The following is a 12,629-nucleotide window of genomic DNA, read 5'->3' on the forward strand; positions in this document are numbered from 1 at the left end:
CCAGGAGGACACCCGTGGGTCTCTTCGACCGCAAGGACGACACGACGCCCGAGAACACCGAGCCGGACGGGCCGCTGGAGTCGCTGGCCAACGCCTTCGTCGGGCGCATCGTGGACGCCGGCATCAAGGGGCCGGGGCCGATGGCCTCCTCCCACCACGTGGCGCAGAAGGCGCTGAAGGAGTCCGGCGGCGACGTCCGCAAGGCCGTGGACGAGATCGTCTCCGACCACGTCAAGAAGGCGAGCGCCGGCGGGTTCGTCACCGGCGTGGGCGGCCTGGTGACCATGCCCGTCTCGCTGCCGGCCAACGTCCTGGGCTTCTACGTGCTGGCCACCCGGATGGTGGCCGCCATCGCCGAGCTGCGCGGGTATGACGTGAACGCGCCGGGGGCGCGCGCCGCCATCAGCCTGGCCCTCGTCGGGGCCGACGCCGAGGACATCCTGCAGAAGACCGGGCTGTCCGTGGCCGCCGGGATGACCGGCTCGGGCCGCCTCGCCCGGATGGCCATGGACCGGATGCCCAAGGCCGCCGGGATGATGGTCAACAAGGCGGTCGGCTTCCGCCTGCTCACGACCGTGGGCGGCCGGGCGCTGGGCAAGCTCATCCGGTTCGTCCCGATCGCCGGTGGCGTCGTCGGCGCCGGCCTGGACGGGGTGCTCATGAAGCGGCTGGCCGACCACGCGCGGCGCGAGTTCGTCCAGACCTCGCCGGGCGGGAGCGCCGTCGCCGGCTGACGGACGACGACTCACGGCTGACCCCGTCGGGGTTATCCACAGATCTCGAGGGCGGGCCCGGCACGACCGGGCCCGCCTTCGGCACTGTGGGCCCCATGGACGAGACGACAGGACCGCACCGCCCCACCCCTGCATCCCCGGCCGCCGGGCAGACCCCGCTCGTGCAGGGCCCGGCCCACCTCATGACGGCCCTCCCGCACCTGCTGGGCTACCGGCCCGGCCACTCGCTCGTGGTCGTGGCCACGGCCGTGGAGACCACCGCCCCCGGCCGGCCGGGACGGGCCGACCGGCTGCGCGGCCGGATGGCGATGACCACCCGGGCCGACCTCGCCGGACCCGACGACCTGGACCAGGCCGTGGAGCTGCTCGCCGGCCCGGTCGCCCGGCTGCGGCGCCGGCACGGCCACCGGCTGGTGCTGCACTGCTTCCTCTGGGACGCCGACGAGGAGCTCGGCCGGCTGGCCGCGGCCCGGCTGGGACCCTTCGCCGACGCGCACGAGGTCGCCCTCAACGACCTGGTCCTCGTGGGGACCGACGCCTACCTGCCCCTCGTCGAGGCGGGGGAGCCGGTGCAGGATGGACGGTGGCGGCCGCTGCCCTCCCCGGCCGACGTGCCGCTGGTCGCCGACCTGGTCCTGCGCGGCCGCGGGGTCGCCCCCGGCCGGGACGACGCGGTCGCCGTGGTGCGCGCCCGGGACGAGGAGACCAGCAGGGCCACCGAGGCCGCGCTGCGGGAGGTCGCGCCGGGGGAGCTGGACGGGCTCCAGGCCCTGGGCGCGCTGGGCCGGTGGGTCGCGGGCGGGTCCTTCGCCGGGCCCCCGACGCCGCGGGAGCTGGCCGCGGTGACCCTGGTGCTGCAGGACAGGACGCTGCGGGACGTCGTCCTGGCGCGGTGGCTGCCGCAGCTGTTCACCCTGGACGACCTGCTCGAGCCGTCGGCGGTCGAGCTCGTGGAGGACCTGCTGCCGGCGTGGCCGGGCGATGACGGGGAGGCGCTGGGCCGGCTGATCGCCCTCGCCGGCCAGGTGCCCCTCGACCTGTCGGTCCCGTTCGTCACGCTGGCGGGGCTGGTCGCCTGGGGGACCGGGGAGGGCACGCTGGCCAACGAGGCGGCCGACCTCGCGCTGGAGCTGGAACCGGACTACCGCATGGCCCAGCTGCTGCGGCAGGCCCTCGAGCACGGCCTGCCGCCCGACCTGGGCGTTGCGGCGACCGACGCCGGGGCCCGACGGGGGCGCCGCCGGGGCCGCGGGCGGGCCGCCTGAGCGCGCGGTGTAGCCTCCGAGCAGGACCCGTCGAAGGAGGAAGGTGCCCATGTCGGTCATCGTCGGTTACATCCCCACCCGTGAGGGTCGGGCGGCCCTGCGCGCGGCGAGCGGGGAGGCCATGCTGCGCAAGACCAAGCTCGTGGTCGTCAACTCCCACCGCGGCGGGCGCGACTTCGACGCCGAGGAGGCCCAGCGGTTCGAGGACGAGCTGGGCAAGGTCCAGCGCGCCCTGGACGAGGCCGGGATCGAGCACGAGGTGCGCGCCCTGGTGCGCGGCAACGAGCCGGCCGAGGACCTGGTCGACGTCGCCGAGGAGAGCGAGGGCGAGCTGATCGTCATCGGCCTGCGGCGGCGCACCCCCATCGGCAAGCTCATCCTGGGCAGCAACGCCCAGCGGATCCTCCTCGAGGCGTCCTGCCCCGTCCTGGCCGTCAAGGCGGGCGACACCGAGTAGTCCTCCGCCGCTCCGGGACCAGCCCCCCAGGTCCCGTCCCCGGCCGGCCTGCGACCAGCGCCGTCCGGCCCTGCCGGGGAGGGACGCGGGGGACCTCGGCATACTTCGGTGGCCCTCGACGTTTTATAATGTCGAGGGTCACCTGCTGCGAGCGGCAGGGTCACGCACTCCGCCGTCCGGATCACGTCGCAGATCCCTCCTGCCCGGCCGCCCCGCCCACGCCCGAAAAGAGTTGGTTCTTCCCGTGACAGCCAAGACCACCCGCCCCGCCGTCCCGACCGACCTGCCGCCCGCCTTCGAGCACGAGGCGCTGCGCACGCTGCTGGCCCAGGGCGCACAGGACGGGCACGTGGCGCTGGCCCAGGTCCGGGAGGCGCTGGAGGTCGCCGAGGTCGGCACCGCCGCCGCGCGCAAGAAGGTGCTGCGCGTCTTCAGCGACGCGGCCATCGAGGTGCGCGACGACGGCACCGCCCAGACCACGACCAAGCGCACCCGCGGCACGTCGGCGCGGCGGACGACCAAGAAGGCCGCCCCGACCGATGGCCAGGCCCAGGACGCGGGCGCGGACGGCGCCGGCGTCGAGGCGACGGCTCCGGTCGCGGCCAAGAAGGCCCCGGCCGCCACCAAGAGGACGGCTGCGAAGAAGACGGCCCCGGCCGCGCAGAAGACGGCTGCGAAGAAGACCACCGCGACCTCCCCGACCACGCAGGCGCCCGCGGAGGACGCCGAGCACGACGCCACGGCCGGGGACGACACCTCGAGCGCCTCGCGCCCCGCCCGCAGGACGACCAAGACCGCCACGAAGGCTGCGACCACCAAGGCCGCCGCCAAGAAGGCCGCTCCCACGAAGGCCGCCGCGACGAAGTCCGCCACCACGAAGAAGGCCGCGGCGACCAAGGCCACCACCACGAAGGCCGCCGCCAAGAAGGCGGCCGCCGAGGCCGCGGCTGCGGACGTCGAGCCCGACGCCGAGGCGGTGGAGGCGGACGCCGACCTCGTGGTCGAGGAGTCGACCACCCCGGCCGAGGACACCACCGTGGCCACGCCGGTGGCCGAGGGCGTCAAGCCCGCCACCAAGAGCGAGGACGACAGCTTCGTCCTCACCAGCGCCGACGACGACGACGCGCCGGCCCAGCAGGTCGTCACCGCGGGCGCGACCGCCGACCCGGTCAAGGACTACCTCAAGCAGATCGGCAAGGTCGCCCTCCTCAACGCCGAGCAGGAGGTCGAGCTCGCCAAGCGGATCGAGGCCGGCCTGTTCGCCGAGGAGAAGCTCAACTCGGGCGAGAAGATCGACGCCAAGCTCAAGCGCGAGCTGTGGTGGATCTCCCAGGACGGCAAGAACGCCAAGAACCACCTGCTCGAGGCCAACCTGCGTCTCGTGGTCTCCCTGGCCAAGCGCTACACCGGCCGCGGGATGCTCTTCCTGGACCTCATCCAGGAGGGCAACCTCGGGCTGATCCGTGCGGTCGAGAAGTTCGACTACACCAAGGGCTACAAGTTCTCCACCTACGCCACCTGGTGGATCCGCCAGGCGATCACCCGCGCGATGGCCGACCAGGCCCGCACCATCCGCATCCCGGTGCACATGGTCGAGGTCATCAACAAGCTGGCCCGCGTCCAGCGCCAGATGCTCCAGGACCTGGGCCGTGAGCCCACCCCGGAGGAGCTGGCCAAGGAGCTGGACATGACGCCCGAGAAGGTCGTCGAGGTCCAGAAGTACGGCCGCGAGCCGATCTCGCTGCACACGCCCCTCGGCGAGGACGGCGACAGCGAGTTCGGCGACCTCATCGAGGACTCCGAGGCGGTCGTCCCGGCGGACGCGGTCTCCTTCACGCTGCTCCAGGAGCAGCTGCACTCGGTGCTGGACACCCTCTCCGAGCGGGAGGCCGGCGTGGTCTCCATGCGCTTCGGCCTCTCCGACGGCCAGCCCAAGACGCTCGACGAGATCGGCAAGGTCTACGGCGTGACCCGCGAGCGGATCCGCCAGATCGAGTCCAAGACGATGTCCAAGCTGCGGCACCCCAGCCGGTCCCAGGTGCTGCGCGACTACCTGGACTGAGACCCGTGGTGCCCGTCGGGCTGCACGTCGTCCGGCTGGGGCCGGACGACTGGCGCGACTACCGGGAGCTGCGCCTGGGTATGCTGCGCGACGCGCCGGACGCCTTCTGGACCCAGCTGGCGGACGTGCAGCACCTTGCCGAGGAGGACTGGCGGCAGCGGTCGCACGACCGCACCCTGCACGTGCGCGACGCCGACGGCACGCCGCTGGGCACCGCGACCGTGCTGACCCGCGAGACCAACCAGGTCCTGGGGCTGCAGGCCGGCAGCGGGGACGCGCTCGTGCTGGCGGTCTACGTCGTGCCCGCCGCCCGGGGGCGGGGCGTCGTGGATCTGCTGCTCGAGGCGTCCCACGGGCTGGCCCGGGAGCTCGGCTGCACCCGGCTGGTGCTGCAGGTGGGGGAGGCCAACCTCGCCGCACGGCGGGCCTACGAGCGGCACGGCTACCGTCTGACCGGCGCCTCGTTGCCGCACCCGCGGCTGGCGGGTCAGCGCGACCTGGAGATGGCCCGCCCGGTGTGAGGAGGCGGGGCGGGACGTCCGCCGGTGGAACGCGCCGGCACATTCGGGGAGATCGCACCATGGGACGCCGCCTCGTCGCGGTGGCTGCCGCGACGGCACCGACGCTGGGCACCGCAGGAGCTGCGGCCGTGTACGACATGAACGCCGACGGGTCTCTACGTCACCGTCGGCGACGACCTGCGGCTGCTGCCGGACCGGGAGGACGGATCCCGGCGCCTCCGCGCCTCGGTCGTGGGGGTCGACTCAGCGCCGACGCCCGAGCATCGACCTGATCCCCTCCATCCCGCTGCGCGGCAGCAGGGCCGCGTTGGCCCGCACGTTCCACGGCGTGGCCTCGCGCACCTGCTCCACGACCCGGCGCACGTCGTCGCCGAGCGGCTCGACCTGGCCCGGGGTCACCGACCCCGGCCGGCCGTAGCGCGCCTGCTCGAGAACCGCGGTCAGCCGGGCCAGGGCGGCCTCCCCGGAGCGGTTCAGCGTGGTCACGGACCGGTAGTGCCGGCCCATCGCCCGGGGGCTGCGCTCCGGCGGGTCGGGCACCGACAGGTCCCGCAGGCTGCGGGTCAGCCACGTCCAGTGGGCCTCCGCCTGCTCGGCCGGGGTCGTGGCCTCCGCCAGCGCGCGCTCGCGGTGGCGCCTGCCGGCCCACGGCACGATCGCCAGCAGCAGGCCCATGACGAGCAGGCCAAGCAGGATCTTGCCGATGAGCGGCAGCAGGTCGCCCAGCCGGTCCTGCCAGGTCTCCTCCGGCTCCGGGGCCGGGGCGGGCGCCTCGGTCTCGGTCGGCGTGGGCGTCTGGGTGACCGTCGTCGTGGTCGGCTCGGTGTCGCCGCCCTCCTGCGCCCGGGCGTAGGCCGGCGGAGCCTCGCTCCGCACCCCGGGGGTCGGTTCGAACCGGGTCCAGCCCATCCCCTCGATCCACAGCTCGGGCCAGGTGTGCGCGTCCGAGGCGACCACGGACCGGGTGCCGTCCGGCTGTGGGTCGCCGGGCAGGAAGCCCACGGCCATCCGCGCCGGGATGCCCTCGGTGCGCGCCATCATCACCATCGCGGTGGCGAACTGCACGCAGTAGCCCTGCCGCGTGTCGAGGAACCCGCCGATCGGGTCGCTGGCGTCGTCCTGGGCCTCCGGCGCGAGGGTCAGCGAGTAGGTGTAGGCGCTGGAGCGCAGGTGGTCCTGGATGAGCACGGCCGTCTCCAGGGTGTTCGTCTCCTCCCCGACGACCTCGGCGGTCAGCTCCTCGACCGCCGCCCGGGAGACCGGGTCGACCTCGAGCACCTCGGGGTCGAACTGCCCCGGGTCGGCCGGCGACGCGCCGACCCCCTCCGGCAGCGAGCCCGAGCCACCCACCGCCAGGTAGGTCGTCCCGTACGACGTCGCCGGCGTCTGCAGGACGACGGTCCGGTCGTCCGGGTCGAAGCGGTATGCCGCGTCCTCGGGCAGGTCGAGGGCCACCAGCGGGGTGGAGGTCGCCAGGTGCGGCGGCTCCAGGGAGTTGCCCGTCACGGTGAGCTGCTGCTCCTGCACGGGCACGTCGTCGCCGAGGCCGGGGGGCGGGGGGATCGGCTCGCCCACCTGCGTCAGCCCGCTCTGCGTGCGCTGCGGCGCGACCCACCGGCCGTCCTCCCACCGCTCGGTGGCGGTGACGCGCAGCGGCTCGAGCCGGGTGGCGGTGGTCCGGTAGGTCAGCACGGGCGTGCGGGACTGGTTCCGCAGGTCCTGGGCCGGGTCCATCGTCTCGGTGAAGGTGACGTCCCCGCCGCCGCCGGCGGTCCGGGCGTCGGGGTTGCGCGCGAGCCCGTCGCCGAAGAAGGTCGGCGGCAGGTGGGGCAGCGCGGCCGCCCCCAGCACGGCGGCCACCAGCGCCAGCGCCCCGAGCACCTGCCCGAGGCCCCGGTAGGAGGGCACCTTGACCCCGATGTCGTCGCCGCGCGCCTCGCGCCGGTCCGCCGAGGACCAGCCGGCCAGCACGCGGTGGCCCTGCTGGGCGAGCATGATCAGCCAGAGGACGGCCACGGCCGCGAAGTACCACGGCTCCATCGCCCGCCCCGTGTTGGACACGGACACGAGGAACCCGGCCGCCAGGGGGATCCCCGCCCCGGCCGGGGCCCGTCCGGTGACGCCCATGGAGTCGACCGAGACGGCGGTGAGGGTGAGCACCGAGACGAGCAGGAACGACACGCCCTCGGTGACCGGCGCCGGTGCGGCGTAGGTCTGCAGGACCGTCCCGGCCTCCCGGAGGAGCACGCCCACCTGGTCGAGGGTCTCCCCGGTCGGCAGCAGCCCCCGCCACAGCGTCTCGCGCAGGTAGGTCAGCATGAGCCCGGTGAGGCCCAGCAGCAGCTGGGCCAGGGCGACGAGGCTCGGCGGCACGTCCAGGGTGCGCAGCACGGCACCGGTGAGGGCCACGACGGCGACCATGAGCACGGCCGCCCACAGCCAGCTGCTGTCGCGCAGGAGCTCGGTGAGCGGCCACGCCACGGCGAGCGTGGCGAGCGCGGCGACCAGCCCCTCGGGCCACATGCCCCGGGCGAACGCCTCCTGGTCCAGCCTCACCGGGGGGTCCCCACGAGCCCGCCCGTGGCGGTGAGGGAGGCCCAGGCCTGCGGGATCTCGGTATGCGGTCCCACCACGACGCTCTGCCAGCCCGCGTCCGCGAGGACGGCGGTGGGGGCGAGCTCGCGGTGCCGGGCGGTCTCGCCGCCGGGGGCGCCGGCACCGCCGATGCCCTCGGCACCGGCGTCCGCACCGGCGCCGGCGCGACGACGGCCCCGACGCTCGCCCTCCCGCGCGGCCTCCCGGTCCGACCGGCGGCTGCGCGCGCCGCCGCCGAAGCGCTCCGGGTCGAGCACGAACGCCAGGGCCCGGGAGCCCGGCTGCCGGATCGCGGCGAGGGTGCGCAGCGACTCCTCGTCGTCGGCGACGACGGCGGCGATCACCAGGACCCCGCCGGTGGTGAACGGCGCGGCCGCGGCGGCCAGCCGGTCGAGCCGGGCTTCTTGGTCGGGCTGCACCCGGGCCAGGGCGGTCAGCGCGACGTCGAGGTCGACCGGGTGGTCGGTCGTGCCCTCCCGCAGGGTGGTGTCGGTGAGCAGGTGGACGACGAACCCGTCCGCCACCAGGTGCCGGGCCACCGACGCCAGCGCGGAGACGGCCCACTCGTAGGAGGTGCGCACCCCCGAGCCCGGGTGGGCCCCGTCGCGGGAGTCGAGCAGCAGCAGCGCCCGGCGGCGGGCGGGCCGGTCCTCCTGACGCACCATGAGCTCGCCGCGGTGGGCCGTCGCCGGCCAGTGCACCCGGCGCAGCTCGTCGCCCTGGCGCCAGTTGCGGATCGAGACGTCGTCCTCGCCGTGGAGGGCGACCATCTGGGGCATCTCACCCTCGCTGCCGCGGGAGGTGCCCCGCACCCGGCCCTCGCCGAGCAGGTGCAGGCGGGGCAGGACGAGCACCTCGGCGGTCGAGGACAGCTGCAGGGTGAGGAAGGTCAGCCCGAACGGGTCCCGCTGCCGCAGCAGCACCGGGCCGAGGTGGTAGGCGCCGCGGTGGCGGCTGCGGACGGTGTAGCGCAGGCGCTTCTCCTCGCCGGGCACGAGGCGGGGCAGGACGAACCGCGGCCGCTCGCCGAGCTGGGGGTCGAGCCGTTCCTCGGCCAGGTAGACGGGGGTGGAGCGGCGGCCGACGTTGGTGAAGCGGGCGGTGACGGTGCCGCGCTCCTCCGGGCTGAGCCGGACCGGCTCCACCTCCCGCAGCACGCGCACCTTGGGGGTGCGGCGGGGGACGAGCAGCAGGGCCAGCAGCGGCAGGGCGAGCAGGACCAGCCCGATGCGGGTGACGTCCTCGTAGCCCAGGAGCACGCCGGCGACGGCCACCACCGCCCCGAGGACGACGAACGCCCGGCCCCGGGCGGTGAGCACCTTCCAGGGGGACCTCATCGGTCCCCTCAGCGGCCCGCGGGGACGGCGGTGCGCTCGACGACGTCCCGGACGATGTCGGCGGTGGTGTGCCGGGTCAGCGACGCCTCCCCGGTGGCCAGCACGCGGTGCGAGAGCACCGGGACCGCGATCGCCTGCACGTCCTCGGGCACGACGTGGTCGCGGCCGGCGAGGGCGGCGTGCGCCCGGGCCGCCCGCAGCAGCTGCAGCCCGGCGCGCGGGGAGGCGCCCAGGCGCAGCATCCGGTGGTGGCGGGAGGCGGCCATGAGCTCCACGACGTAGCGGCGCAGCGCCTCGGAGACGTGCAGCTCGCGGATGGCCTCGATCTGGGCCTGCACCTCCTCGGAGGTCGTCACCGGGGTCAGCGCCTCCAGCGGGGAGACGCCGCCGTGGGAGGCGAGCATCGCCATCTCGGAGGCGGCCGAGGGGTAGCCCATCGACAGGCGGGCCATGAACCGGTCGCGCTGGGCCTCGGGCAGGGGGTAGGTCCCCTCCATCTCGATCGGGTTCTGGGTGGCCATGACGAGGAAGGGCCGGGGGAGGGGGTAGGTGTGCCCGTCGACGGTGACCTGGCGCTCCTCCATCGACTCCAGCAGCGCCGACTGCGTCTTGGGGGAGGCGCGGTTGATCTCGTCGCCGACCACGACGTTGGCGAAGATCGCGCCCCGGCGGAACTCGAACTGGCGGGTGTCCTGGTTGAACACGCTCACGCCGGTGATGTCGCTGGGCAGCAGGTCGGGGGTGAACTGCACGCGCGAGACCTGGCAGTCGATCGCCCGCGCGAGCGACTTGGCCAGCATCGTCTTGCCGACGCCCGGCACGTCCTCGACGAGCAGGTGGCCCTCCGCCAGCAGGACGGTGACCGCGGTGGTGACCACCTCGTCCTTGCCCTCGATGACCGTGGTGATGGCTTCGTGGATGCCCCCGGCCACGCGCCGGACGGTGTCGAGGTCGACGGAGTCGGGCGCGGGCGGGGACGACGTCGGTTCGGCCATGGGTCGATCTTGCCACCCCCGGCCGTGCTGCTGCTGGGTCGGCGGTCCTCCACCCTGCCCCACGGCGGCCTCCACCCCGCCCCACCCCGGTCCTCCACATCCCTCCCCACCGCGTCTCCGCGGGCGTCGTCGCGGCCGGCCCGGGGCGGGTCCCCGGCCGCTCCGACGGCAAGGTCGGCCGCCTCCAGGGTGGTCCGCGCAGAGTTTCCCCCCACCTCCCACCACCGCGTCTGACCTGGGCCTACGTCATACTGGGTGCGGGAAATCCGCCACTTTTCTCTTGTCGAGGGAGGGAAGTGGGGTATGGTGGGGCGCACTGGAGGCGAGAACGACCCGTCGAGCGAGAAGGGGGTGGTCCGAGTGCTCTTCCTCGGGACCTACACGCCCAAGCTCGACGACAAGGGCCGGCTCATCCTTCCGGCCAAGTTCCGCAAGAAGCTCGAGGACGGGCTGGTCATCACCCGCGGGCAGGACCGGTGCCTCGTCGTCTACGCCCAGGACGAGTTCGAGCGGATCGCCCTCCAGTGGCAGAGCACCCCGACGTCGTCGCGGGCCGTGCGCGACTACCAGCGTGTCTTCCTCTCCGGCGCCTCCGACGAGGTGCCCGACAAGCAGGGCCGGGTCACCATCCCGCCGATCCTGCGCGACTACGCCGGCCTGAGCTCGGACTGCACCGTCATCGGTGCCGGCAACCGCGTCGAGGTGTGGGACAGCAAGGCCTGGGAGGACTACCTGGCCGCCACCGAGGACGCCTTCGCCGAGCAGTCGGAGGAGGTGGTGCCCGGAGTCATGTGACCCGGTGGCACGCCCGCCTGGTCCCTGGTCTCCCCCCGCCCGAACCGTTCCGACGCGACTTCCCCCGCGCCGGAGCATCCCGGACCGGACGCCGGCACGACTTCCCCCGTGCCGGACCCGACCGCCGCACCCGACACCTCTTCCCCGGTGCCGGGCGGGCACCCGGCAGGGCGGTGGGGGACCAGGACCCAGGAGGAGGCCCCCGGGTCGCGCCGCACCTGACGACGGGCCCGACACCATGAGCGACGACCCCACCGACGACCTTCCCGACGACGGGCTCCCGCCGGTCCCCACCGCGGACCGGCACGTCCCCGTCCTGCTCGAGCGCTGCGTCGAGCTCCTGGCCCCCGCGCTGCAGCACGAGGGGGCCCTCTTCGTCGACGGCACCCTCGGCATGGGCGGCCACACCGAGGCCGTCCTGCGGGCGTGCCCGCAGGCGACCGCCGTCGGCATCGACCGCGACCCGCAGGCGCTGGCCCTGGCGAGCGAGCGGCTGGCCCCGTTCGGCGACCGGTTCGTGCCGGTCCACGCCGTCAGCGACGACCTGCCCGCGGTGCTCGCCTCGCTCACCCCGCCGCGCGGCCGCGCCGACGCGGTCCTCTTCGACCTGGGGGTCTCCTCCCTGCAGCTGGACGAGGTCGACCGCGGCTTCGCCTACCGCACCGACGCCCCGCTGGACATGCGGATGGACCAGTCGACCGGGAGAACCGCGGCCGACGTGCTCAACACCTACGACGCCCGCGACCTCGCCCACGTGCTGCGCACCTTCGGCGAGGAGAAGTTCGCCCGCCAGATCGCCCGGGCGGTCGTGCGGCGGCGCGAGACCGAGCCGTTCACCACCTCCGGCCCGCTCGTCGAGCTGCTCCACGACGTGGTCCCCGCCGCGTCGCAGCGCTCCGGCGGCCACCCGGCCAAGCGCACCTTCCAGGCGCTGCGCATCGAGGTCAACGCCGAGTTGTCGGTCTGGTCGCAGGCGCTCACCGCGGCCCTGTCCGCCCTCGCCGTCGGCGGCCGCATCGTCGTGCTCTCCTACCACTCGCTCGAGGACCGGATCACCAAGCGCGGCCTGGCCGGCGGCGCCACCAGCACCGCCCCGCCCGGCTTCCCGGTCGAGCTGCCCGAGCACCGGCCCTGGCTGCGGCTGCTCGTCCGCGGCGCCGAGCAGGCCGACGCCGCCGAGACCGGCCTCAACCCCCGGGCCGCCTCCGTCCGGTTGCGCGCCGCCGAGCGGACCCGTGCCACCCCGGACCAGCCCCCGACGACCAGCAGCGACACCCCCGACCAGCCCCCGACGACCAGCAGCGACAACCCCGAGGTGCAGCGATGACCCAGATGACCGTCGGTGCCCGGCTCGGCCGCGCCACCGCCCCCGCGTTCGCCCCCCGCCGCTCCGGCGGTGCCACCGCCGCCGTGGCCCTGCCCGGGGCCCGGGCCGCGCGCACGTCGCGCACCCGCGTCGTGGACGCCGCCCCCGCGAGCGGGCACACGGCATACCGGCTGCTGTGCCTGTTCATCATCATGGCCGCGGTGAGCGTGGTCCTGGTCCTCAACACCCACCGGGCCGAGGGCTCCTACGTGCTGGGGCGGCTGGCCGCCGAGCAGACCGCGCTGCACGACGAGAAGGTCACCCTCCAGGCCGAGCTCGACCGGCTCGAGTCGCCCGAGACGCTGGCGAAGGCCGCCCGCAAGCTCGGCATGGTCCCGGCCCCGTCCACGGCCACGCTGCGGCTGTCCGACGGCGCCATCACCGGCGTGGCCTCCATGAGCGACGGCGGTCGCACGATTACCGTTGACCTGCCCGCGACGGGCGTGGCGGACCCGGCCGGGACGGCCGCCTCCGACTGACCGACCGACCCTCCCGACCGACT

Annotated in this window: 11 protein-coding genes; 8 read left to right on the forward strand and 3 right to left on the reverse strand. The window is 74.8% G+C overall.

Going from position 1 to position 12,629, the window contains the following annotated elements; genetic code table 11:
• The first annotated feature begins 14 nt into the window (after positions 1 to 14).
• The 5 genes from FJR00_RS08015 to FJR00_RS08035 all read left to right on the forward strand — a co-directional run bounded on the left by FJR00_RS08015 (position 15) and on the right by FJR00_RS08035 (position 5,039).
• Complete coding sequence (locus tag FJR00_RS08015; protein WP_238330392.1) at positions 15 to 734, forward strand: EcsC family protein; 720 nt, start codon at positions 15 to 17, stop codon at positions 732 to 734.
• 95 nt (positions 735 to 829) lie between these two features.
• Positions 830 to 1,999, forward strand: coding sequence for a DUF4192 domain-containing protein (locus tag FJR00_RS08020; protein WP_141338254.1), 1,170 nt, complete (start codon positions 830 to 832; stop codon positions 1,997 to 1,999).
• Positions 2,000 to 2,048: 49 nt separating this feature from the next.
• Positions 2,049 to 2,456, forward strand: coding sequence for a universal stress protein (locus tag FJR00_RS08025; protein ID WP_075958856.1), 408 nt, complete (start codon positions 2,049 to 2,051; stop codon positions 2,454 to 2,456).
• A 244-nt stretch (positions 2,457 to 2,700) separates the two neighbouring features.
• Positions 2,701 to 4,518, forward strand: coding sequence for an RNA polymerase sigma factor (locus tag FJR00_RS08030; protein WP_141338255.1), 1,818 nt, complete (start codon positions 2,701 to 2,703; stop codon positions 4,516 to 4,518).
• A 5-nt stretch (positions 4,519 to 4,523) separates the two neighbouring features.
• Positions 4,524 to 5,039 (forward strand): GNAT family N-acetyltransferase, encoded by a 516-nt coding sequence (locus tag FJR00_RS08035; protein ID WP_141338256.1) that lies wholly within the window; start codon positions 4,524 to 4,526, stop codon positions 5,037 to 5,039.
• A gap of 243 nt (positions 5,040 to 5,282) precedes the next feature.
• Here the strand turns inward: FJR00_RS08035 and FJR00_RS08040 are convergent, their stop codons facing one another.
• From FJR00_RS08040 to FJR00_RS08050, 3 genes are read right to left on the reverse strand one after another with little or no spacing between them, the layout of a single operon-like run.
• A complete protein-coding gene (locus FJR00_RS08040) occupies positions 5,283 to 7,595 on the reverse strand; it encodes a transglutaminase TgpA family protein (protein ID WP_141338257.1) in 2,313 nt (770 codons plus the stop codon).
• Complete coding sequence (locus tag FJR00_RS08045) at positions 7,592 to 8,971, reverse strand: DUF58 domain-containing protein (protein WP_141338258.1); 1,380 nt, start codon at positions 8,969 to 8,971, stop codon at positions 7,592 to 7,594. Before FJR00_RS08045 ends, FJR00_RS08040 begins: the two co-directional genes overlap by 4 nt.
• Before the next feature lie 8 nt (positions 8,972 to 8,979).
• Positions 8,980 to 9,966: an AAA family ATPase gene (locus FJR00_RS08050; RefSeq protein WP_141338259.1), complete on the reverse strand. Its 987-nt coding sequence runs from the start codon at positions 9,964 to 9,966 to the stop codon at positions 8,980 to 8,982.
• A gap of 360 nt (positions 9,967 to 10,326) precedes the next feature.
• Here FJR00_RS08050 and mraZ point away from each other — a divergent pair, with 360 nt between their 5' ends.
• The 3 genes from mraZ (at position 10,327) to ftsL (ending at position 12,606) form a co-directional block, all read left to right on the forward strand.
• On the forward strand, positions 10,327 to 10,761 hold the full coding sequence (mraZ, locus tag FJR00_RS08055) for a division/cell wall cluster transcriptional repressor MraZ (protein WP_237770264.1): 435 nt from the start codon (positions 10,327 to 10,329) through the stop codon (positions 10,759 to 10,761).
• 238 nt (positions 10,762 to 10,999) lie between these two features.
• Positions 11,000 to 12,088: a 16S rRNA (cytosine(1402)-N(4))-methyltransferase RsmH gene (gene rsmH / locus FJR00_RS08060; protein WP_141338260.1), complete on the forward strand. Its 1,089-nt coding sequence runs from the start codon at positions 11,000 to 11,002 to the stop codon at positions 12,086 to 12,088.
• Positions 12,085 to 12,606 carry a cell division protein FtsL gene (gene ftsL / locus FJR00_RS08065; RefSeq protein WP_141338261.1) on the forward strand — a complete coding sequence of 174 codons (522 nt, stop codon included), beginning with the start codon at positions 12,085 to 12,087 and terminating at the stop codon, positions 12,604 to 12,606. The genes rsmH and ftsL overlap by 4 nt, the downstream gene beginning before the upstream one ends.
• The last annotated feature ends 23 nt before the right edge of the window (positions 12,607 to 12,629 follow it).

Origin of the sequence: Ornithinimicrobium kibberense, from assembly GCF_006519705.1 — a bacterium.
Lineage (GTDB): Bacteria > Actinomycetota > Actinomycetes > Actinomycetales > Dermatophilaceae > Ornithinicoccus > Ornithinicoccus kibberensis.

Excerpts from the sequence above, each read along its gene's own strand:
- FJR00_RS08050 (WP_141338259.1), bottom strand. The coding sequence starts at position 9,966 with ATGGCCGAACCGACGTCGTCCCCGCCCGCGCCCGACTCCGTCGACCTC.
- FJR00_RS08020 (WP_141338254.1), top strand. The coding sequence starts at position 830 with ATGGACGAGACGACAGGACCGCACCGCCCCACCCCTGCATCCCCGGCC.
- FJR00_RS08025 (WP_075958856.1), top strand. The coding sequence starts at position 2,049 with ATGTCGGTCATCGTCGGTTACATCCCCACCCGTGAGGGTCGGGCGGCC.
- ftsL (WP_141338261.1), top strand. The coding sequence starts at position 12,085 with ATGACCCAGATGACCGTCGGTGCCCGGCTCGGCCGCGCCACCGCCCCC.
- FJR00_RS08045 (WP_141338258.1), bottom strand. The coding sequence starts at position 8,971 with ATGAGGTCCCCCTGGAAGGTGCTCACCGCCCGGGGCCGGGCGTTCGTC.
- rsmH (WP_141338260.1), top strand. The coding sequence starts at position 11,000 with ATGAGCGACGACCCCACCGACGACCTTCCCGACGACGGGCTCCCGCCG.